The organism is Arthrobacter sp. B0316-1-20 (assembly GCF_059091865.1).
Map to the genome: position 1 here is coordinate 276,404 of NZ_JBNHHC010000006.1, position 20,351 is coordinate 296,754.

Here is a 20,351-nt window from a genome sequence, read left to right on the forward strand (position 1 = left end):
GCTACGGGCGGCCCCGCTACGGGCGGGCCGCGAAACGCTCCAGCAGGTCCACGTGTCCGGAGACGATCAGCATGTCGCGGCTGGAGACCTTGGTTTCGGGCCGCGCATAGGTGAAGTCTTCGCCGGGCGACTTTACGCCCACCACCGTGACGCCGTACCTGGAGCGCACCTGCGACTCACCCAGCGTGAAGCCCTGGGTCTCCTTCGGGGGGTACATCTTGACGATGGCGAAACCGTCGTCGAACTCGATGAAGTCCAGCATCCGGCCGCCCACCAGGTGCGCGGCGCGGCGGCCGGCGTCGGCCTCCGGGTAGATGACATGGTTGGCGCCGATGCGCGAGAGGATCTTGCCGTGCGACGGTGTGATGGCCTTGACCCAGAGGTGCTCGATGCCCAGGTCCACCAGGTTCACGGTGATCAGCACCGAGGACTCGATCGAGGTGCCGACACCGACGACGGCGGAGCTGAACTCCTGGGCGCCCAGTTGGCGCAGCGCGTCGATGTTCGTGGCGTCGGCCTCCACCACGTGGGTCAACTGCCCCGACCACTTCTGCACCAGGGCCGGATCACGTTCGATCGCCAGCACCTCGCGGCCCTGCTTGACCAGTTGTTCCGCGGTCGAGGAACCGAAGCGGCCCAGACCGACCACCAGCACGGGCGCGTTGTGGGCGGGACGTCTGTTCGATGCGGACTTGTCAGCCAATGATGGGCCTCTCTTCGGGGTAGTGGAACAGCTGGCGGCGCTCGCGCAGCGCCAGGGCGGCGGCCAACGTAATGGTGCCGACGCGGCCGGCGAACATCAGGGCGCAGAGCACGTATTTGCCCTCGGGCGGCAGCTCGGCGCTCAGGTTGGTGCTCAGCCCGACGGTGGCGAACGCGGAAATGACCTCGAACAGCACTCGGTCCAGGCTTTCGCCGGTGAGGGCCAGCAGCAGGCCGGCGGCGAAGGCCACCAACGTGGCACCCATGACGATCACCGAGATGGCCACCCGCATGGCGCCTTCGGGGATGGTCCGGCCATGGACCTTCACGTCCCGGTCGCCGCGGGCCTCGGCTGCGATGGCCAGGAACACGATCGCGATGGTCGTGACCTTGATGCCGCCTGCGGTCGAGGCGGAACCGCCGCCGGCGAACATCAGGGCATCGGAAAAGAGCATGGTGGACGGCTCGATGTCGTTCATGTCCACCAGGTTGAAGCCGAGCGAGCGGGTCATCACGGACGCGAACGTTGCATGCAGGACCTTGTCCCAGGTGCTCATGCCGCCCAGGGTCTCCGGGTTGCTCCACTCCATGGCGCCCCAGACCAGGGCGCCTACCACCAGCAGGATCAGGGACACCTCGACCGTGAGCTTGGTGTGCAGGTTCCATTTGCTGAAGCGCCAACCGCGCTCCAGGAGCACCATGACCACCGGGAACCCGAGGCTGCCCAGGAACCCGCCGACCATCAGCGGCAGCAGGATCCACTCGTCGGTCTCGTAGGGGACCAGGCCATCGGAGTGCGGGGTGAACCCCGCATTGTTGAACGCCGAGATGGCATAGAAGATGCCGTGCCAGGCGGCCTGGGGAAAGGATTCGCCGAGCATCAGGAAACGGGGGATCAGCACCAGGGCGAGCACCACCTCGATGATCACCGAGGTGGTGATCACGATGCGCAGCAGCGCGCCGACCTCGCCCAGGCGGCCCGCGTTGCTCATGGCGGACTGGGCGATCAGCTTGCCGCGCACGCCCAGCCGCTTGCTCACCATGAGCGCCAGCAGCGAGGCCAGCGTCAGCGTGCCGAGGCCGCCGATGAAGATGCCCAGCAGGATCACGGCCTGGCCGAGGAAGGTCCAGTGGCCGGCGGTGGACACCACGGTCAAGCCCGTGACGCAGACCGCCGAGACTGCCGTGAAGAAGGCGTCATGCAGCGGCGTGATGACCCCGTCCCGGGCCGCGGCGGGCAAGGACAGCAGCCCGGTGAAGACCAGGATCACCGCCACGTAGACGATCAGCGCCAGCCGTGCCGGGGAACTGTTGGCAACGCTGTCCACGAAGTCGCGGAGCGTGCGCAAAAGCGAGAATCGTTCGTGTTCCCGCCCGGCTAGCCATGACGGCTGCTGTCTGGTCATCCCGATCGCTTCTGTCCGGCTCCGAAATCGCTGACTTGCTCCTTGCAGTAGTAAATCATCAATTGATCGCACGGGGCGCGGGAAGAATGCGCGCGCACCGGTGCTTTCGCGTAGCCTGTCTGTGATGTCAGCGACCCCAGTTCCCGCGGTTCCCACTCTGGCGGTGTGGAGTGAATCCGTCTTGGCCTACAATTTCGGCGCGCATCATCCCATGTCCCCGATCCGGTTGGACCTGACGGCCAGGCTGGCTGACGAATTCGCCATCTTCCACCGCCCGAACGTCACGTTGGCCGCAGCCGAAATCGCCGGCGACGCGGCACTGCAGACCGTGCACGACCCGGCTTACGTGGCCGCGGTGAAGGCGGTCAGTGAAAACCCGGACGCCATCGACGACGAGCGCGGCCTGGGCACCGAAGACGATCCGGTGTTTCCAGGCATGCACACCGCCAGCGCCCGAATCGCCGGGGCCTCGCTGCAGTCCGCGGCCGCGATCCTGGACGGCTCGGCGCTGCATGCGGTGAACTTCGCCGGCGGCATGCATCACGCCGCGCGCGGCAAGGCCAGCGGGTTCTGCATCTACAACGACTGCGCCCTGGCCATCCAGCACCTGCTGGATAACGGCGTGCAGAGGGTCGCGTACGTCGACGTCGACGCGCACCACGGCGACGGCGTCCAGTCGATCTTCTACAACGACCCGCGGGTGCTGACCATCTCCCTGCATGAAACCGGCACCCACCTGTTCCCGGGGACGGGCTTCGCGAACGAGAGCGGGGGCCCGGAGGCACCGGGCAGTTCCGTCAACGTCGCCATGCCGCCCCGCTCCGGCGACGCGGCCTTCCTGCGGGCCTTCCACGCGGTGGTGCCGCAGCTGGTAAGGGCCTTCGCCCCCGAAGTTATCGTCAGCCAGCACGGCTGCGACAACCATGCCCGCGACCTGCTGAGCAGTCTTAGGCTGAGCGTGGATGCCCAGCGGCAAATGATGCTGGACACGGCCGACCTGGCGCGCGAGGTCTGCGGCGACCGCTGGATCGCCACGGGCGGCGGCGGCTACGACGTCTTCAATGTGGTGCCCCGGTCCTGGACGCACATGCTCGCCATTGTTTCCGGCCGGGCCATTCCGTTGCACAGCGAGGTGCCGCAGTCCTGGCATGACTACGTCGAGGTGCGGTACGGCCAGCAGGCACCGCTGTACATGGGCGACGACGCCGACCTGTGGTGGCGCTCGTGGGAGGTCGGCTATGACCCCAACGACGGCGTGGACCGCACCGTGATGGCCACCCGCAAGGAAATTTTCCCCTACCACGGGCTCGATCCCTGGTTCGATTAGGCCGTTACTGGGTTTGCCAGGCCCCCAGCGGGTGGGGCGGCAGACCATGGCCGGGCGGCCGCGCCAGACGCAGTCGTGCACCGAACCCGGTATAGAGATTCTGCCCTGCCCGGCGCCGGGACCAACGCCGGGGGTGTGCCCCGGAGCATATATGCGGTTAGGGTAATGCAATGGCCATCGATGATGTCTTTGCAGTGATTGCCGAAGGTACCCGCCGGGACATACTCGGCTCGCTCCGTGACGGCGACAAGGCGGTTGGCGAACTGGTCGAAGAGCTGGAGGTGAGCCAGCCGACCGTCTCCAAGCACCTGAAGGTGCTGCGCGAAGCCGGACTCGTGTCCATGCGCGCCCAGGGCCAGAAGCGCTACTACTCGCTGCAGACCGGGCCGCTGCAGCATGTGGCCGACTGGATCATCGGGTTCGGGGTCGATGTCCTGCCCGCCGCCGAGGCGGGGCCTGTGTCGCCCGCGGTGGCAGCTGCCGTCGTCGCCCCGCAGGAACCCGCGCATGCCGTGACGGGGCGGAGCCTCGAGGTTCCGGTTCCCGCCAACCTCAGCCGCTCCCTCGGCCAGGCGGCGAACAAGGCAACGACCAAGGCCGCGGACATCTTCGCGCATCTGCCCAAACTGCCGCGCCGCCGCCGCGGCTGAGCGGCGGCCACGGTGCCGATGTGAGCGGCGGCCCCGGGTGCCGGTGCCCGGCGACCCCGGAGCCGTTGCGCGCGGCAGCCCGGCCTCGAGCGCAGGCGGCTCACGCGGCGGCAGCCCGGCGGAGTACCAGAGGGGCCACCCGTGCGGGGACGCGGAGGGCCCCGGGCCGTGATGAGCCGCACATTCGGGCCCCGACGGGTGGGCGCGTTCGCCCGTGACGGCCGGCACTTTCCGCCCTGCCACCCCGCCCAGCGGTGCCGGAACTGCCCCGTTCAGTGCGACAAACCGGCCGACTGTACCGCCGTCCGGCGCGTTACGAGGTGGTTCGGCGATGTGTCAGGTGTGTTTCTTAGATCCCGCTTCTTATGGTTTTCTGTGTGAGGGCCCGCAGCAACCTGAGTGCCCCCATACGTCAGCTAGTGAAGGGACGCACCCATGGATGCCCACCTGCTTGAAGTCCGCGACGAAGTCTTCCGGCGCAACCCAGGCGAAACGGAATTCCACCAGGCCGTCACCGAAGTCTTCGAAACCCTCGAGCCGCTGGCCGCCCGGCACCCCGAATATTCCGACGCCGCCATCCTGCAGCGCATCTGCGAGCCGGAACGCCAGATCATCTTCCGCGTGCCCTGGGTGGACGACGCCGGCAACGTCCAGATCAACCGCGGCTTCCGCGTGGAGTTCAACTCCGCGCTTGGCCCCTACAAGGGCGGACTGCGCTTCCACCCCTCGGTCTACCTGGGCATCATCAAGTTCCTCGGCTTCGAGCAGATCTTCAAGAATGCCTTGACCGGCATGCCCATCGGCGGCGGCAAGGGCGGGTCCGACTTCGATCCGCGCGGCCGGTCCGACGGCGAGGTCATGCGCTTCTGCCAGTCCTTCATGACGGAGCTCTACCGCCACATCGGCGAATACACTGACGTTCCGGCCGGGGACATGGGCGTGGGCACCCGCGAAATCGGCTACCTGTTCGGCCAGTACAAGCGCATCACCAACCGCTACGAGTCAGGCGTCCTCACCGGCAAGGGCATCGGCTGGGGCGGCTCGCTGGTCCGCCCGGAAGCCACCGGGTACGGCGCGGTGCTGTTCGCGCAGGAAATGCTCAAAACCCGCGGGCAGAGCCTGGACGGGCAGCGCGTGGCCATCTCGGGCTCCGGCAACGTGGCCATCAACGCCGTCGAAAAGGCGCAGGAACTCGGCGCCACGGTCGTCACCGCCTCCGACTCCGGCGGCTACATCGTCGACGAGGCCGGCATCGACGTCGAACTCCTGCGCCAGATCAAGGAAGTCGAGCGGGGCCGCATTTCGGAGTACGCCGAGCGCCGCGGCTCGGCCGTGCACTACGTGGCCGACGGCAACATCTGGGACGTCGACTGCACCGTGGCGCTGCCGTGCGCCACCCAGAACGAGCTGGACGAGAAATCCGCCCGGCGCCTGGTGGAGTCCGGGCTGGTCGCCGTCGCCGAGGGCGCCAACATGCCGTGCACGAGCGAAGCGGCCTCCATCTTCCAGGACGCGGGCCTGCTGTTCGGCCCGGGCAAGGCCGCGAATGCCGGCGGCGTGGCCACCTCGGCCCTGGAGATGCAGCAGAACGCCAGCCGCGACGCCTGGACCTTCGAGTACACGGAGCAGCGCCTGGCGGACATCATGGTCGGCATCCACGACCGCTGCGCCGAGACCGCCGAGGAATATGGCATGCCCGGCAACTACGTGGCGGGCGCGAACATCTCCGGCTTCAAGAAGGTAGCCGACGCCATGCTCGCCCTGGGCCTCATCTAAGGCAGCCCACACAGCCAAGCACTGATGACGACGACGGTGCCCGCCACGGCGGGCACCGTTTCGTTCTGGTGCGCACGGGTCATCCCGCGGGTCCGGCCAGGCTTGACGGACCGGCCCGGCCTCCGCGGCGGCGGGACGCCCCGAGTAAGCTCACCCCATGGTGCAAAGACTCATCGGGCTGGACATCGGCGGCAGCAAGACACACGGCATCCGGCTGGACGACGGCTTGCCGGTCGCCGAAGCCACGGCGGGCAGCGCCAACGTGCAGAACGCCAGCCCCGCCCAGGCCGCCGCGGCCCTGGCCGAGGTCTTCGGCCGGCTCGGCGCGCCCGGGATCACGGCGGTGTATGCAGGGGCAGGCGGGATCGACACCGAGGGCGACGCGGCGGCGCTGCGCGCCCTGATCGCCTTGCTGGCCCCCGGGGCGGTCGTCCATGTTGTCCACGACACCCGCCTGGTGCTCGCCGCCGGACGCCTCCGCACCGGGATCGGCGTGGTCGCAGGAACCGGATCGTCGGTGTGGGGCATCAACGAGGCCGGGCTTGAGGTCCGCGCCGGCGGCTGGGGGCACCTGTTGGGCGATGAGGGCAGCGGCTACTGGCTGGGGCGGGAAGCCGTCCGGCACGCACTCTCCCGCCTGGATGCGGGCCTGCGGCGGGACCGGCTCACGGACCTGCTGCTGGACGACTGCGGGCTTCAGGAGCCGGCCGAGCTGATAGCGCTGTTCCACTCGGCGAAAACCGACCGGCGGTTTTGGGCGGGCAAGTCCCGCCTGGTGGTGGCCGCCGCCGAAGGCGCCGATCCGGCGGCGGAGGCGATCGTCGACCGCGCGGCCGCCGACCTGGCCGGCCAGATTGCCCTGGTCGCCCGGCGGCTGGGCATGGGCGGCCCGGTGGTGCTCGGCGGCGGGCTGGGCATGAACGTCCCGCGGTTCCAACGCTCGCTCGCCGCCGCACTGGAATCGCACGGGATCGCAGACCTCCGCACGCTGGACCGGGAGCCGGTCTTCGGCATCGATGTGCTGGCCGGCCTGGCCTGAGCGCGGCCGGCGCCCCACACCTGCGGCTGTAGGGACCGGGCGCCCCGCCGTCGTCATAATCTGTCATGTCCCGGGCCCGCGTTTTCCTTCCCCCGCGGATCGGGCGTACAGTTCCGGGTATGACGACTCGTTGGTATGCGTATTTTGCGTTGGCTCTGGAGGGGCCTGACGTAACCGCTTAGCGCCTACGCATACCAACCTTCAGAGCCAACAGGGCAGAGATGATTCTCTGCCCTTCGCCATTTCTCCGGCGGGTTCTGTAGCGAAGTCCCGCCGCCAACAGACGGGACACCGACCATGAATTCAGCAGCCAACCAGCTTTTGGAAACCGAAGCGCCGACGCCGGCCGGCGTCGAGGCCGCCGACCCGGCCTCGCCGCGCAGCACGAACAACCTGCGGGTGGGCGGCTTCAGCCCGCTGCCGTCACCGGGCGAGGTGCTGCAGGAACAGCCCTTGACCGCCGAGGCGGCTGCCGTCGTCGCCCGCGGCCGGGAGGACGTCCGGGCGGTCATGGACGGGGTGGACGACCGGCTCCTGGTGATCGTGGGACCGTGCTCGATCCACGACACCGCGGCGGGCCTGGACTACGCGCGCCGCCTGGCGCAGGTGGCACGTGAGCACCGCGAAGAGCTGCTGATCGTGATGCGCACGTACTTCGAGAAGCCGCGGACCACGGTGGGCTGGAAGGGGCTGATCAACGACCCGCGGCTGGACGGCTCCCATGACATCGCCGCCGGCCTGCGGCTGGCGCGGACGTTCCTGCTGGAGGTGGCGGAGCTCGGCCTGCCGGTGGCCACGGAGTTCCTGGAACCGATCAGCCCGCAGTACCTGGCGGACCTGGTCAGCTGGGGAGCGATCGGTGCGCGCACCACCGAAAGCCAGATCCACCGCCAGTTGGTCTCGGGGCTCTCCATGCCGGTGGGGTTCAAGAACGGTACGGACGGCGGGCTGCAGGTTGCGCTCGACGCCTGCCACGCAGCGGCCGCGGCACAGGTGTTCCTGGGGATCGACGGCGAGGGACGGGCGGCGCTGGTCTCCACCAACGGCAACCCCGACGCCCACGTGATCCTGCGCGGCGGCGCAAGCGGCCCGAACTACGGAGCCCAAGAGGTGGCGGCGGCGTCCGCGGCGCTGGCGGAAGCCGGCCTGAATCCGCGGTTGATCGTGGACGCCAGCCACGCCAACAGTGGCAAGAGCCACCACCGCCAAGCCGAGGTGGCGCTGGAGATCGCCGCGCAGGTCGAAGCTGGCGGCAGCGCCATCGCCGGCCTGATGCTGGAGAGCTTCCTGGTGGGCGGGGCACAGAAACTGGAGGTGTCCCAGGACGGCGGGGGAGCGGCGTTGGTTTACGGGCAGAGTGTCACGGATGCCTGCATGGAGTGGGACGTCACGGCGGATGTGCTGGCCCAGCTGGCCTCGGCCGCGGGGAATCGCGCCACGAAAGCGGCCTGAGGGTAAAAGGCCGTGCTTGCTTAAAATGCTTAAGCTACAGTGTGCACTTTCACTTTTGCCACAACAGCCTCTAAAGTATCTAGGAAGACGGTTGTTGGGGCGGGGCAAGGCGGCACGCCGCCGGTGTTGCTTACAGTAAAGGAACAGTGCGTAATGGCTGACGAGAACAATTTCTCGAGTGTGCGCTTCTTGACGGTGTCGGAAGTGGCCGCGGTCATGCGCGTGTCCAAGATGACCGTTTACCGCTTGGTGCATTCGGGCGAGATGCCCGCCGTGCGCTTTGGACGTTCCTATCGGGTGCCCGAATCGGCCGTGGAGGAGTACCTGCGTGGCGCCGTGATCGACCGGGAGACCGGGACGGCCTGACGCTCCGGAGTGGGCCGGCTGCCGTCCGGCGGTCAAAGCGGGGGGCGCGGAGGCGGTACCCTGTTAAGGAACGTTTTACGTCATCGTCGAAAACCGTGAGTTGACGTGTGCCCCGCCGGGCACCGGCAGCTGACGAAACTATCAGTGAATGAGGGACTCGTGGGTTCAGTTATCAAGAAGCGCCGCAAGCGTATGGCCAAGAAGAAGCACCGTAAGCTGCTTCGCAAGACCCGTCACCAGCGCCGCAACAAGAAGTAGGACCGACAACCGGTTCCCTTTTCTTCCAAGGCCCGCCAGGAAACTGGCGGGCCTTGTGCCGTTAACCGGTTTTCATCCCCGCCGGCGTGGGTCCGGCCGTTACGCCGCCGGTCGCCGGAATCTGTTGACCCCGCGCCAGAGACCGTAGACCGCGCCGGCACCGGTGGCGGCCTTGAGGCCCAAGGTGGCCGCCCGCCGGCCGCTCCTGTAGTCGTAGACCGGCCAGTTGTTCTCCCGGGCGTGCCGGCGCAGCCTGGCGTCCGGGTTGATCGCCACCGGGTTGCCCACCAGGGTCAGCAGCGGGACGTCGTTGTAGGAGTCGCTATAGGCCCAGCAGCGCGCCAGGTCCAAGCCTTGGCGGATGGCCAACTCCTCGACCGCGATAGCCTTGGCCGGCCCGTGCAGGATGTCCCCGATGAGTCGTCCGGTGTAGGCGCCGTCTTCGGTTTCACCCACCGTGCCCAGGGCGCCCGTCAGGCCCAGCCGGTCGGCGATGACGGCGGCCACTTCAACCGGCGTGGCCGTGACCAGCCAGACCTTGCGGCCCACCCGCAGGTGTTGGTCCGCCAGGGCCCTGGTCCCGGGCCAGATCTTGGAGGCGATGACTTCGTCGTAGACCTCGTCGCCCAGTTGTTTGACGTCGTCGCTCAGCAGGCCGGTGGCAAGGGCCAGTGCCGTGTCGCGGATCGACTGGATGTCCTTGAGGTTCTCACCCCGCATCAGGAAGCGGGCCTGTTTGAAGCCGAAACCGGCAGCGTCGCGCATCCGGAAGGCGCCGCTCTGATACATCTTGCGGGCCACGTGGAACAGGCTGGCGCCGCGCATCAGGGTGTTGTCGACGTCGAAAAATGCCGCTTCCGTCCCCGGGTCCGTGGAGACCGAGGCGCGCTGTGCATGGCCGGCGGCGGTCTTGGGCATGCTTCGAGTCTAACGAGGCGCCGGAGATTGTCCGTTCAGCGCCACCGGCCGCTACCGTGGAAGGCATGACTGGATCCGACACGCGCCCCGGGCACGAACTGGTGCTGCTGACCAAACCCGGCTGCCATCTGTGCCAGGCGGCACGGGAGACCGTCGGGAGCGTTGCGGGGGAGCTCGGTCTCGCCTGGGAAGAGAAGAACATCCTCGAGGACCCCGAGCTCGAACGGCGCTTCGCCGAGGAGATCCCCGTGGTCATGATCGACGGCGTCCAGCGGGACTTCTGGCACATCGATCCGGACCGGCTGCGACGGCTGCTCACACAGTAGTCCGGGGCGGCCCGGCCGGCGTCACAGGAGTTGGAGAGCGGCGCGGGGGAGCTTAATCTTGGGGGGACACAAGCCTGCGGTTGGACAGCCGCCGGCGGCACCCAGGACCCGGAACGGCTGGAAACGGCACGGCCGGAGCCCCGCAGCAGGCATCGGAGCGACAACAGTGACCCACCTCCCGGATACCGAGGCTGCCAAGCCATCCGGCCACGAGATCCCGCCGGCCGCGCTCGCACGCCTGACCATCTACCTCCGGGCCCTGAATTCGCTGGTGTCCGAGGGCACGGAACGCATATCGTCCGAGCAACTGGCCGAGGCCGCCGGCGTGAGCCCGCCCACCCTGCGCAAGGACCTTTCCTACCTCGGGTCGTTCGGTACCCGCGGCGTGGGCTACGACGTGCGGCTGGTCGGCCAGGAGATTGCCGCGGCCCTGGGGCTCACCCAGGACTGGAAAGTCGCGATTGTCGGCATCGGCAACCTGGGCCGGGCCCTGGCCGGTTACTCCGGATTCACCACCAAGGGCTTCGGAGTCGTGGCGCTCTTCGACGCGGATCCGCAGGTCATCGGGTCGGAGGTCTCCGGGATGCGCGTCAGCCCGATCGGTGACTTGGAACTTATCCTGCGCCAGACCGGCACCAACATGGCGGTCCTGGCCGTGCCCGCCGGCGCGGCCCAGGGGCTCTGCGACCGGCTCGTCGAAGCCGGCGTCACGAGCATTCTCAGCTTCGCGCCGGCGGTGCTGCAGGTTCCGCCATCCGTGCAGCTGCGCAAGGTGGACATGGCCACCGAACTGCAGATCCTGGCGTACCACGCGCAACGGGCGCAGACGACGGAGCACGGCTGAACACTGCTGCGCCCCGCCGGGTTCCGGCCGTCAGGCGGCCGGAACCCGCTCCCGGTCAGCGGCCGTAGACGCCGAACTTGTGCGCCTTGGTGGCCTGGAAGAACCTGTTCGACGCCGGCAGGAACAGCAGCACGATCGCCGCGATGCCCAGCAGCACGGACAAGGTGCCGAACCAGATGTTGAAGAGTCCGAACAGCGAGAGCGCGGCGAACACCGCCCCGGTGATGCGGGCCCAGTTCTTGCCCGCCTTCACGCCGAAGGCCACCATCAGGTACAGCCCGACGGCGATCACCGCGGTGATGACGATGAACACTCCTGCCGTACCGCTCATCATTTCCGCCAGCTCGGCGTCGGAGAACTGGCCGCCCTGCTCGCCCAGGGCTTCGCGGACCGACGGGTCGTTGAGCACCATCGCCATGGTGCCGTCCAGATTCGCCAGTTCCGTCAGCATTTCAATGGCGGTCAGCACGGCGGCAGCAATGATCAACCAGAAGGCAATGACGACCTCGCGCGGCGCCGTGGGTTTGGCGGCGGTCTGCGCCTGCCCGCCGGGGTAGCCGTACTGGCCGGGCACGGCGTTCTGGTAGCCGTACGGGGACTGCCCGTACTGCTGGCCGTACGGGGACTGCCCCTGCTGGCCCTGGCCGTAGGGCTGCTGCCCGTACTGTTGTCCATACTGGGGTCCGGACTGCGGCGGGTTCTGCCCGTACTGTCCGTACTGCGGGGCGTTTTGCCCGTAGGGAGGCTGCTCCGAGCCGGGCTGCTGAGGCGCGTTCTGGCCGTATTGCGGCAGGTTCTGCCCGTACCGGGGCTGTTCCTGGCCTCCGGGCCGGCCCTCCCCGTCACCGGGCTGGTTCGGTTCGTTTACTGGGGTGCTCATGGCCGGTTCCTTTTCATCTCATCCACACGGGTCGCCCTCGGTGCGGCCGGCCTGCGCGCCGGCCGCAGAGGTGCTTGGCAGCTGTTAAGGCAACACTACAATGCAGGCCAGTGCCGCGACGGTCGGCCGGAAGGATGATTTTCTTCCCGGCCAGCCGGCGGGGCCAGACACTACACCCCCACGGGCGGACAGCGGGGCTTTTGGGCAAACACCGGCGGTTTGAGACACTTGTACCCATGCCCGAAGCTACCGTCCACCTGCTCCGCCACGGCGAGGTCCACAACCCCGACCGCGTGCTTTACGGCAGGCTGCCGAGCTTCAGGCTGTCCGCGCTGGGCCAGGAAATGGCCGAGTGTGCCGCGGGCTACTTTTCCGAACGCCGCGACGACGGCGCCAGGATCAGCTACCTGGTGGCCTCGCCGTTGGACCGGGCCCAGGAGACCGCGGCCCCGACCGCCAAGGCGCTTGGCCTCGAGATCGTCACCGACGAGCGGATCATCGAAGCCGAGAACCACTTCGAGGGGCTGGCGGACATCCGCTCGCACCTGAACCAGCCCCGGCACTGGCCGCACCTCTACAATCCCTTCCGGCCGTCCTGGGGGGAGCCGTACGCGGCGCAGGCCGCCCGGATGCGCGAGGCCATCGACGACGCCCGCCGGATAGCCGTGGAACGCGGCGGGGAGGGCGCCGAGGCGGTCCTGGTCAGCCACCAGCTCCCCATCTGGGTGACCCGGCTGGCCGCCGAGGGCAAACGGCTCTGGCATGATCCCCGCCGCCGCCAGTGCACGCTGGCCTCGGTGACTTCCCTGGAGTTCGACGGCGGCCGCCTCGCCGGGGTGCGCTACGCCGAGCCGTGCGCCCACCTCCTGCCCGGTGCGGCGAACCTGCCCGGAGCATAATAGAATTACTACGCGTTGTAGAAGTGGGACACCCCCAACCCCACGAAGAAAAGTGTGACTGTGACTGCCGATAACCCCCGTTCGTTCAATCGCCGTACCGCGTTCAAAGTCGGTGCGGGGCTGCTGGGCGCCCTGTCGCTCGCCGCCTGTTCCGTCGAGGATCCGTTGGCCCAGCAGGCCAACGCCGGCGACAACAAGAACTACATCGCCGGCGACGGCTCGGTCACCGAGTACGCGCCCGACTCGCGCGGCGAACCCGTCCAGCTGACCGCCAAGCTCTTTGACGGCACCACCGTCGATGCGGCCGACTGGGCCGGCCAGGTGACGGTCCTTAACTTCTGGTACGCCTCCTGCGCGCCCTGCCGGCTGGAAGCTCCGGACCTGCAGGCGCTGAGCGAGGAATTCGCCGACGGCGCCCGGTTCTACGGCGTCAACATCCGGGACGAGCGCCCCACGGCAGAGGCCTTCGAGCGCAACTTCGGGGTGACGTACCCCAGCTTCATGGACAAGAACGGCGACGTCCTGCTGGCGATGACCGCCTACGTGCCCCCGCAGGCCGTGCCCACCACGCTGGTGCTGGACAAGGAGGGCCGCGTCGCCGCCCGGATCCTGGGCGTGGCGGACAAGGGCACGCTCCGGGCCCTGATTAAAGACGCAGTGGCCGCCTAGCAATGGGGTGGGCGACGGCCGCGCTGCCGATGACTGTGGGCGGCGCCTTCGGCGACACGGTGCTCAACGGCTCCGTGCTGCTGGCAATCCCCGTGGCCATGTTGGCCGGGCTGGTCTCCTTCCTGTCCCCGTGCGTGCTGCCGCTGGTGCCCGGCTACCTGGGCTATGTCACCGGCCTGACCGGCGTGGATCTTGAACGCCAGCGCCGCGGCCGGATGTTCGCCGGCATCGGCTTGTTCGTGTTGGGCTTTTCCATCGTCTTCGTGATCATCGGGGCGATCTTCGGCCAGCTCGGAGCCTGGTTGAAGGGAAGCGAAGCCGGCTGGGTCACCCAGGTGCTGGGCGTCGTCGTCGTCGCCATGGGCATCATCTTCATGGGCGGGCTGTCCTACTTCCAGCGGGACCGCAAGATCCAGTCGCGGCCGCCGGCCGGGCTGTGGGGGGCACCGGTCCTCGGCATGACGTTCGGGCTGGGCTGGGCGCCCTGTATCGGCCCCACCTTCTCGGCCGTGCAGGCGCTGGCCTACTCGGGAGGCGCGGATGCGGCCAAGGGTGCGTTCCTGGCCTTCGTGTACTGCCTGGGACTGGGGGTTCCGTTCCTGCTGATCGCGCTCGGCGTGCGGCGGGGGATGGGCGCCATGGCGTTCTTCCGCCGGCACCGGTTGTTCCTGCAGCGGGCCGGCGGCGCCATGCTGGTGGTTTTGGGCCTGCTGATGGCCAGCGGGTTATGGGGAGACTGGGTGACGCAATTGCAGGACTGGTTTGCAAATGAAGTGAGGCTCCCGATCTGATGAGTCAGACACCCGAAGGCGCTGGACGCCACGACCAAGCCGGTGCCCAAGCAGCGGCCGGACCGGGGACGGATCGCGGCGGCCGGACCGTGAAGGACCGCCGGCCCGCCGACGAACGGAAACGCAACCGCGGCCGGGACGACGTTGCCGTCCCCGCACTGGGTCTCGCCGGCATGCTGCGCTGGGCCTGGACCCAGCTGACGAGCATGCGCACCGCGCTGTTCCTGCTGCTGCTGCTGGCCGTGGCCGCGGTGCCCGGCTCGCTGTTCCCGCAGCGCCCCGCCAACCCCGCCGTCGTGACCCAGTACATTGCGGACAACCCCGCGGTCGGGCCGTGGCTGGACCGCTTCCAGCTCTTCGACGTCTACTCCTCGGTGTGGTTCTCCGCCATCTACCTGCTGCTCTTCCTGTCGCTGATCGGCTGCGTCATCCCGCGCGCGATCCAGCACTACAAGGCCATGCGGTCGCAGCCGCCCAGGACTCCCCGCCGGTTGTCCCGGCTGCCCGAGTACGGGTCCATGGCGGTCCCCGCCGACGCCGGCGTTTCCGCCCGCTCCGCCGTCGAGGACGCCGCCCGCTTGCTGAAGCGCCGCGGGTACCGGGTGGATGTGCGCGACGCGGACACCGACCGGCCCTCCGTCGGAGCGGAGCGCGGCTTCACCAAGGAGATCGGCAACCTGGTCTTCCATACCTCGCTGATCGGCGTGCTGGTGTCCGTCGCCATCGGCGGGCAGTTCGGCTACACGGGCCAGCGGATCCTGGTCGAGGGCGAAACGTTCGTGAATTCGCTCATCGGCTACGACAGCTTCAATCCGGGAACCGGGTTCACCGAGGACCGGCTGGAGCCGTTCTCCATGCGCCTCGACGAGTTCGATGTGGTCTTCGACCGGGAATCACCGACCCACTACGGCCAGCCGCTCGACTTCACCGCCACCCTGACCGTGCGCGCCGAGCCAGGGGCGCCCGAGGAGCAGCAGGTGCTGAAAATAAACCACCCGCTGACACTCGGCGGAACGAACGTGTACCTCATGGGCAACGGCTACGCGCCGGTCGTGACCATCCGGGACGGCGAGGGCAACATCGCCCACCAGGGTCCCGTCATCGCCATCCCGAACGACGGCGCCTACACCTCCACGCTGGTGATCAAGGCGCCGGACGCGCAGCCGGAACAGCTGGGCTTCGTGGGGTTCTTCCTGCCGACCGCGATGGAGGGCGAAGACGGGGTGGCCTACGGCAGCGACCCCGATCCCATGAATCCCCGGTTGTACCTGAACTCCTACTACGGGGACCTGGGCCTGGACAACGGCGACCCTAAGAACGTCTACGTCCTGGACACGACCGAGCTGACCGTCCTCAACGACCGCAACCAGGAGGACGGGGGCATCGAACTCGCCGCCTACGAAACCGCGGAACTGCCCAACGGGATGGGCAGCGTCACGTTCGACGGCCTCGTCCGCTATGCAGCGCTGGACATCCACCATGATCCCGGCAAGGTCGGTGCCCTCGTGTTTTCCTCGCTGGCCCTGGCCGGCCTGGGCGCCTCCCTGTTCATCGGCCGCCGCCGCGTCTGGGTGCGGGCCGGCACCCACGAGGACGGCCGCACCATGGTCGAATGGGGCCTGCTGGCCCGCGGCGAGGACCACCGGCTGGCCCCGGAAGCGGCCGCCCTCAGCAAACTCTTCCGCACCCAGTGGCTGACGGATGCCGCCCCCGGGGCGCACAATAGCAAGAGCGCCGCCGGCGTTGACAACCACTAAGGACATCTCTTCCCATGCCCACGATTGACCAGACCATGGCCCAGTACAGCGAGCTGTTCATCCTGCTCGGTGCGATGGCCTTCACCGTCGCCTTCATCGCCTTTTGCTGGGATTTGGTGACATCCAGCAAGACCATTAAGGCGGTGGAAGACCGGCTGGCCGCCGGGCACGACGCGGCCGAGCAGGGCGTGCTCGTCGGCGCCGCCGGTGCGGCGTCGACAGCTGCAGGCGCGAGGGCGGCCGGCGCGGGCGCCGGGGCCGGCGTCGAGATGGCCGCGGACTCGATGAACTACGGCAAGGAACGGCGTGCCGCCGCCCGGATCGGCGTGGCCCTGAGCGTGCTGGCTACCGTCATCCTGGCCGCCGGCGTGGTGGCCCGGGGCCTGGCCGCCCACCGCGTGCCGTGGGGCAACATGTACGAGTTCTGCACCACGGGGGCGCTGATGGTGGCAGTGGTCTACCTGATTGCGCTGACCCGCAAGGACCTTCGCTTCCTCGGCTCGTTCGTGATCGGCCTTGTAGTCGTCATGCTGATTGCCGCGTCCATCGGGTTCCCGACGCCGGTGGCCCACCTCGTGCCCGCCCTGCAGAGCTACTGGCTGATCATCCACGTCTCGGTCGCCGTGCTCGCCTCGGCGCTGTTCACGTTGACGTTCGCCATGTCCGTGCTGCAGCTCGTGCAAGCGAAACGCGAGGCCCGCGGCCGCGCCGGCAAGGCGGACAAGCTGGCCTTCATGCGGCTGGCTCCCTCGGCACTGACACTGGAGAACGCCGCCTACCGGCTCAACGCCGTCGGCTTCGTGTTCTGGACCTTCACGCTGGTGCTCGGCGCGATCTGGGCCGAACAGGCCTGGGGCCGTTACTGGGGGTGGGACACCAAGGAAGTGTGGACCTTCGTCATCTGGGTGGTCTACGCCGGCTACCTGCACGCCCGCGCCACCCGCGGCTGGACCGGCACCCGCGCCGCCTGGCTGTCCATCGTCGGTTACCTGTGCGTGGTCTTCAACTTCACGATCGTGAACGTCTTCTTCGCCGGCCTGCACAGCTACGCCGGGGTCTAGGACAAGCCGCCGGCATCGGCCGAAGGCCGCGGCCCCGAATCAAGACAAAGGACCGCAGCCTCCGAATCAACAGAAGGCCCGCAGCCCCATCGGGGCGGCGGGCCTTCTGCCGGTCCGGGGACCTGCGGGGACCTGCGGGAGCCGGACGCCGGCGTCAGGTCAGCGGGCGCCTAGCGGGGGCCGTTCTCCGGGTCGTCTTCGCTCAACTGGCGGTCGTCATGGGCCGCGGGCTTGTCCTCGCCGCCGTGCTTGGGGTCCTCGCGCTTCTTGAGCTCCTGCTCCTTGCGGTTCAGTTCCTCTTCACGTTGTTTGGCGCGGCGCTGCGCATCGAGCGTGCGCAGGAAGGCGATGTCATCGTCCGGGGCCACCGGGCGGGGAGCCTGCTGGGCCTGCCGGCCGCCCGTCCTGGGGCGGCCCCACACGAACCACATCAGGGCTCCGATCAGGGGCACCAGGATGATTGTGAGGATCCATCCCGGTTTTGAGATACTGCGCACCTCGTGCGGCCGCGACCGGATGCACTCGATGAGGGCATAGATCACCACCGCGAGGGCCAGTACCGCGAGCAGGACATAGAGACGGACCATGAGTCAATTGTAGGTGAGCGTTAAGCCGGGGGCTGATGAATCTTCGGACCGGCCGGACGATCTCGCGGGCAGCGTAAACTTGAGGCGTGGCTTTTTGGAAATTCAGCGCCCTGCGTCTCGGCATCATGGCCGTCATCTTTGTCATCTGCCTGTTTTTGAGGCTGGGTGTCGTCTACTCGGCCCTCGCCGCAGCGATCATGGGCTGGTGCATCACGTACCTGTTCTTCCGCAAGATGAGGGACGAAGCGGGGGCGGCACTGGCGCGCCGGTTCTTCGCCGGCGCCAAGGCACCGAGGACCTCGACGGAGATTTCGGACGCGCTGGCCGAGGACGCAGCCGTCGATCAGCACGGCGAACTGAACGTGGATTCCTACCGCAGGACCCGGGACTCCGGGCAGGAGCCGGACGGCACCCGGCCCGTGGACCGGGGCTGACCCGGCTTCGGGCGAGCCGCCGCCGCGGCTACCGGCCGGGAGGCGGCTACGACAGCCGGCTCAGCACCACGCCGAGCGCGAAGGCGGTGGCGAACCCGAGGTTGATCATCCCGGTCTGCTTGAGTACCGGGATGAGGCTTTCGCGCTTTTTGCCCTTGAGCATCAGCCAGCTCGGCGTCAGGCACGCCGGCACCAGCAGCAGCACCAGCAGGATCCACGGGAAGTCGTAGACCATGATGAGCGGCAGCAGGAGCGCCACCGCGAGCATCATGACGTAGCTGACGCGCGCCGCCTCGTCGCCCATCCGGACGGCCAGCGTCAGTTTCCCCACCTCGCGGTCCGTCGGGATGTCGCGGACGTTGTTGGCCATCAGCAGTGCCGTGGCGATCAGGCCGGTCCCGACCGCGCCGAGGAAGGACGGCCAGCTGACCTGCAGGGCCTGCGTGTAGGTGGTCCCCATGGTGGCCACAATGCCGAAGAACAGGAACACGTACACTTCGCCCAGCCCCCGGTAGCCGTAGGGGTTGTTGCCGCCGGTGTATCCCCAGGCGGCAATCACGCAGCCGACGCCCACCAGCAGCAGCGGCCAGGTCTGCGACAGGATGATCAGGGCGAGCCCGGCCACCATGGCCAGCCCAAAGCTGGCGAACGCGGCGGCCTTCACCGCTTTCGGCTTGGCCAGCCCGGACCCGGTCAACCGCAGCGGGCCCACCCGCACGTCATCGGTGCCGCGGACGCCGTCCGAATAGTCGTTCGCGTAGTTCACGCCCACCTGAAACAGGACAGCGATGAGCGCCGCGAGGAGGGCATGCAGCGGCCGGAAGGAACCCAGGTCGTAGGCGGCCGCGCTGCCGATGATCACCGGAGCGACCGCCATCGGGAGGGTGCGGGGCCGTGCCCCTTCGAACCATTGCCCGGCTGTAGCCACTGTGGAGAGTCCTTACCTGTGGGGGTTCATGCATCGTTGGCTGCGGGCAGCCGCAGCACCGGTCTATTCTCGCCCATGGAAGCGGAAGGCCGGTGCAGCCGTCGCCGCAGGAGTGGCCGATGTCACGGCGACGGCGGTTTCCCGCCACGCGAGCCGCGGTCGTGGCCGGCGGCCTCCGCCGCCGCACGGCGCAGGAGATCGGCCACGGCCAGCCGGTCCGGCTTGCCGTTGGGCAGCAGCGGCAGCGCTTCGAGGCGCACCAGGTGGCGCGGGACGGCGGGGGCGCCCAGCGCCCGGCGCACCCGGGCCTCGATGTCCGCTTCCGCGGCGGAGCCCACGACGGCGGCGCAGACTCTGGTGCCCCACTCGGGATCGTCAATCCCCGCCACCAGTGCGGCCTGGACGCCCGGCAGCCCCTCGATCGCCTCGGCGACGGCCGCCGCGGACACCTTGACGCCGCCGGTGATCAGCACGTCGTCCGCGCGCCCGATGACGGTCAGCGCGCCGGCGTCGTCCGTCTCGCCGAGGTCCTCGGTGCGGAACCAGCGCGTGCCGCCGGACGCGCTGAAATGGGCGTCGGTCAGCTGCGGATTGTCCAGGTAGCCCCCGGCAACCACGTCGCCGCCGATCAGGACCCTGCCTCGCTCCAGCCGGAGGGTGACTCCCTGGAGCGGGACGCCGTCGTACACGCAGCCGCCGCAGGTCTCGCTCATGCCGTAGGTGCGCACGATCTTCAGCGACTGTTTGGCCGCCTCCGCCCGCAGCGCCTCCGGCATCCGGGCGCCGCCGAGCAGGATGGCATCGAACCGGCGCAGCGCCTTGAGCGTTTCGGGCTCCGCCGCGGCGAGCAGCCGGTGCAGCTGGGTGGGCACCAGCGAGGTGATCCGGAACCGGTCGGTCAGGGCGGCTGCCGCGTCGGTGAACGCGCGGGCGGTGAACCCGCCGGACAGGTCCATCGCCCGGGGCCGGGTGCCGGCGTAGAGGGAGCGGACCAGAACCTGGAGGCCGGCCACGTAGTTCGGCGCCAGCGTCAGCAGCCACTGCCCCTCGCCGCCCAGCCGCAGGGCGGTGCCCATCGACGACGCGGCCAGCGCGTCGATCCCCAGCATGGTGGCCTTGGGCGTGCCGGTGGACCCCGAGGTCCGCACGACCGCGGCGGTCCCGGGAACCAGTCCGGGCGAGGACACCGGCACCGGGGTGCCGTCCGGGGCGAGTTCGACGGTGGGGCCCTCGCCGCCCAGCGCCGCGGTCAGCGCTGCCAGTGCCGGCTCGATGTCCATG

At 68.7% G+C, this 20,351-nt stretch carries 22 protein-coding genes; 15 read left to right on the forward strand and 7 right to left on the reverse strand.

Annotation, left to right across the window (positions count from 1 at the left end):
• Nucleotides 1-16: 16 nt before the first annotated feature.
• Entirely contained in the window at nucleotides 17-655 is a 639-nt protein-coding gene (locus AC5RW2_RS12645) for a potassium channel family protein (protein ID WP_494001300.1), read from the reverse strand.
• Nucleotides 656-695: 40 nt separating this feature from the next.
• Nucleotides 696-2,108, reverse strand: a complete 1,413-nt coding sequence (locus AC5RW2_RS12650) for a TrkH family potassium uptake protein (protein WP_494000638.1) — start codon at nucleotides 2,106-2,108, stop codon at nucleotides 696-698.
• Between the two features lie 124 nt (nucleotides 2,109-2,232).
• Between AC5RW2_RS12650 and AC5RW2_RS12655 the strand changes: the two genes are divergently transcribed.
• The 7 genes from AC5RW2_RS12655 to AC5RW2_RS12685 all read left to right on the forward strand — a co-directional run bounded on the left by AC5RW2_RS12655 (nucleotide 2,233) and on the right by AC5RW2_RS12685 (nucleotide 8,976).
• On the forward strand, nucleotides 2,233-3,435 hold the full coding sequence (locus AC5RW2_RS12655; protein WP_494074025.1) for an acetoin utilization protein AcuC: 1,203 nt from the start codon (nucleotides 2,233-2,235) through the stop codon (nucleotides 3,433-3,435).
• Nucleotides 3,436-3,605: 170 nt separating this feature from the next.
• Nucleotides 3,606-4,085 (forward strand): ArsR/SmtB family transcription factor, encoded by a 480-nt coding sequence (locus tag AC5RW2_RS12660; protein WP_494012833.1) that lies wholly within the window; start codon nucleotides 3,606-3,608, stop codon nucleotides 4,083-4,085.
• 435 nt (nucleotides 4,086-4,520) lie between these two features.
• Nucleotides 4,521-5,861, forward strand: a complete 1,341-nt coding sequence (gene gdhA / locus AC5RW2_RS12665; RefSeq protein WP_494000635.1) for an NADP-specific glutamate dehydrogenase — start codon at nucleotides 4,521-4,523, stop codon at nucleotides 5,859-5,861.
• Nucleotides 5,862-6,018: 157 nt separating this feature from the next.
• Nucleotides 6,019-6,900 carry an N-acetylglucosamine kinase gene (locus tag AC5RW2_RS12670; protein WP_494074026.1) on the forward strand — a complete coding sequence of 294 codons (882 nt, stop codon included), beginning with the start codon at nucleotides 6,019-6,021 and terminating at the stop codon, nucleotides 6,898-6,900.
• 297 nt (nucleotides 6,901-7,197) lie between these two features.
• Nucleotides 7,198-8,352, forward strand: coding sequence for a 3-deoxy-7-phosphoheptulonate synthase (locus tag AC5RW2_RS12675; RefSeq protein WP_494074027.1), 1,155 nt, complete (start codon nucleotides 7,198-7,200; stop codon nucleotides 8,350-8,352).
• A gap of 153 nt (nucleotides 8,353-8,505) precedes the next feature.
• Entirely contained in the window at nucleotides 8,506-8,718 is a 213-nt protein-coding gene (locus tag AC5RW2_RS12680; protein WP_493978048.1) for a helix-turn-helix domain-containing protein, read from the forward strand.
• A gap of 159 nt (nucleotides 8,719-8,877) precedes the next feature.
• The gene (locus tag AC5RW2_RS12685) at nucleotides 8,878-8,976 is read left to right on the forward strand and encodes a 30S ribosomal protein bS22 (RefSeq protein WP_003792170.1); all 99 of its coding nucleotides are present in this window, start codon (nucleotides 8,878-8,880) and stop codon (nucleotides 8,974-8,976) included.
• Between the two features lie 99 nt (nucleotides 8,977-9,075).
• Here the strand turns inward: AC5RW2_RS12685 and AC5RW2_RS12690 are convergent, their stop codons facing one another.
• Nucleotides 9,076-9,894, reverse strand: a complete 819-nt coding sequence (locus tag AC5RW2_RS12690) for an HAD family hydrolase (protein WP_494000632.1) — start codon at nucleotides 9,892-9,894, stop codon at nucleotides 9,076-9,078.
• A 65-nt stretch (nucleotides 9,895-9,959) separates the two neighbouring features.
• Between AC5RW2_RS12690 and AC5RW2_RS12695 the strand changes: the two genes are divergently transcribed.
• Nucleotides 9,960-10,220, forward strand: a complete 261-nt coding sequence (locus tag AC5RW2_RS12695; protein ID WP_494022395.1) for a glutaredoxin family protein — start codon at nucleotides 9,960-9,962, stop codon at nucleotides 10,218-10,220.
• Nucleotides 10,221-10,386: 166 nt separating this feature from the next.
• The gene (locus tag AC5RW2_RS12700; RefSeq protein WP_494074028.1) at nucleotides 10,387-11,064 is read left to right on the forward strand and encodes a redox-sensing transcriptional repressor Rex; all 678 of its coding nucleotides are present in this window, start codon (nucleotides 10,387-10,389) and stop codon (nucleotides 11,062-11,064) included.
• A 55-nt stretch (nucleotides 11,065-11,119) separates the two neighbouring features.
• On the opposite strand, the gene AC5RW2_RS12705 is transcribed toward AC5RW2_RS12700, so the two are convergent.
• Entirely contained in the window at nucleotides 11,120-11,944 is an 825-nt protein-coding gene (locus AC5RW2_RS12705; RefSeq protein WP_494000629.1) for a hypothetical protein, read from the reverse strand.
• Between the two features lie 236 nt (nucleotides 11,945-12,180).
• Between AC5RW2_RS12705 and AC5RW2_RS12710 the strand changes: the two genes are divergently transcribed.
• From AC5RW2_RS12710 to ccsB, 5 genes are read left to right on the forward strand one after another with little or no spacing between them, the layout of a single operon-like run.
• Nucleotides 12,181-12,843, forward strand: coding sequence for a histidine phosphatase family protein (locus AC5RW2_RS12710; protein WP_494012827.1), 663 nt, complete (start codon nucleotides 12,181-12,183; stop codon nucleotides 12,841-12,843).
• Nucleotides 12,844-12,897: 54 nt separating this feature from the next.
• The gene (locus AC5RW2_RS12715) at nucleotides 12,898-13,512 is read left to right on the forward strand and encodes a TlpA family protein disulfide reductase (RefSeq protein ID WP_494000627.1); all 615 of its coding nucleotides are present in this window, start codon (nucleotides 12,898-12,900) and stop codon (nucleotides 13,510-13,512) included.
• 2 nt (nucleotides 13,513-13,514) lie between these two features.
• Nucleotides 13,515-14,303: a cytochrome c biogenesis CcdA family protein gene (locus AC5RW2_RS12720; RefSeq protein WP_494000626.1), complete on the forward strand. Its 789-nt coding sequence runs from the start codon at nucleotides 13,515-13,517 to the stop codon at nucleotides 14,301-14,303.
• The gene (gene resB / locus AC5RW2_RS12725) at nucleotides 14,303-16,060 is read left to right on the forward strand and encodes a cytochrome c biogenesis protein ResB (protein WP_494074029.1); all 1,758 of its coding nucleotides are present in this window, start codon (nucleotides 14,303-14,305) and stop codon (nucleotides 16,058-16,060) included. The genes AC5RW2_RS12720 and resB overlap by 1 nt, the downstream gene beginning before the upstream one ends.
• Nucleotides 16,061-16,074: 14 nt before the next feature.
• Nucleotides 16,075-17,121: a c-type cytochrome biogenesis protein CcsB gene (ccsB, locus tag AC5RW2_RS12730; protein WP_494022400.1), complete on the forward strand. Its 1,047-nt coding sequence runs from the start codon at nucleotides 16,075-16,077 to the stop codon at nucleotides 17,119-17,121.
• Nucleotides 17,122-17,291: 170 nt separating this feature from the next.
• Here the strand turns inward: ccsB and AC5RW2_RS12735 are convergent, their stop codons facing one another.
• Nucleotides 17,292-17,708, reverse strand: coding sequence for a PLD nuclease N-terminal domain-containing protein (locus tag AC5RW2_RS12735; RefSeq protein WP_494012825.1), 417 nt, complete (start codon nucleotides 17,706-17,708; stop codon nucleotides 17,292-17,294).
• Between the two features lie 86 nt (nucleotides 17,709-17,794).
• On the opposite strand from AC5RW2_RS12735, the gene AC5RW2_RS12740 reads away from it, so the two are divergent.
• Nucleotides 17,795-18,142: a DUF4229 domain-containing protein gene (locus AC5RW2_RS12740; RefSeq protein ID WP_494074030.1), complete on the forward strand. Its 348-nt coding sequence runs from the start codon at nucleotides 17,795-17,797 to the stop codon at nucleotides 18,140-18,142.
• A gap of 46 nt (nucleotides 18,143-18,188) precedes the next feature.
• Here AC5RW2_RS12740 and AC5RW2_RS12745 read toward each other — a convergent pair whose 3' ends face one another.
• Both AC5RW2_RS12745 and AC5RW2_RS12750 read right to left on the reverse strand, forming a co-directional pair.
• Nucleotides 18,189-19,070, reverse strand: coding sequence for a 1,4-dihydroxy-2-naphthoate polyprenyltransferase (locus AC5RW2_RS12745; RefSeq protein WP_494000622.1), 882 nt, complete (start codon nucleotides 19,068-19,070; stop codon nucleotides 18,189-18,191).
• A 122-nt stretch (nucleotides 19,071-19,192) separates the two neighbouring features.
• On the reverse strand, nucleotides 19,193-20,350 hold the full coding sequence (locus AC5RW2_RS12750) for an AMP-binding protein (RefSeq protein WP_494022402.1): 1,158 nt from the start codon (nucleotides 20,348-20,350) through the stop codon (nucleotides 19,193-19,195).
• Between the last annotated feature and the right edge of the window lies 1 nt (nucleotide 20,351).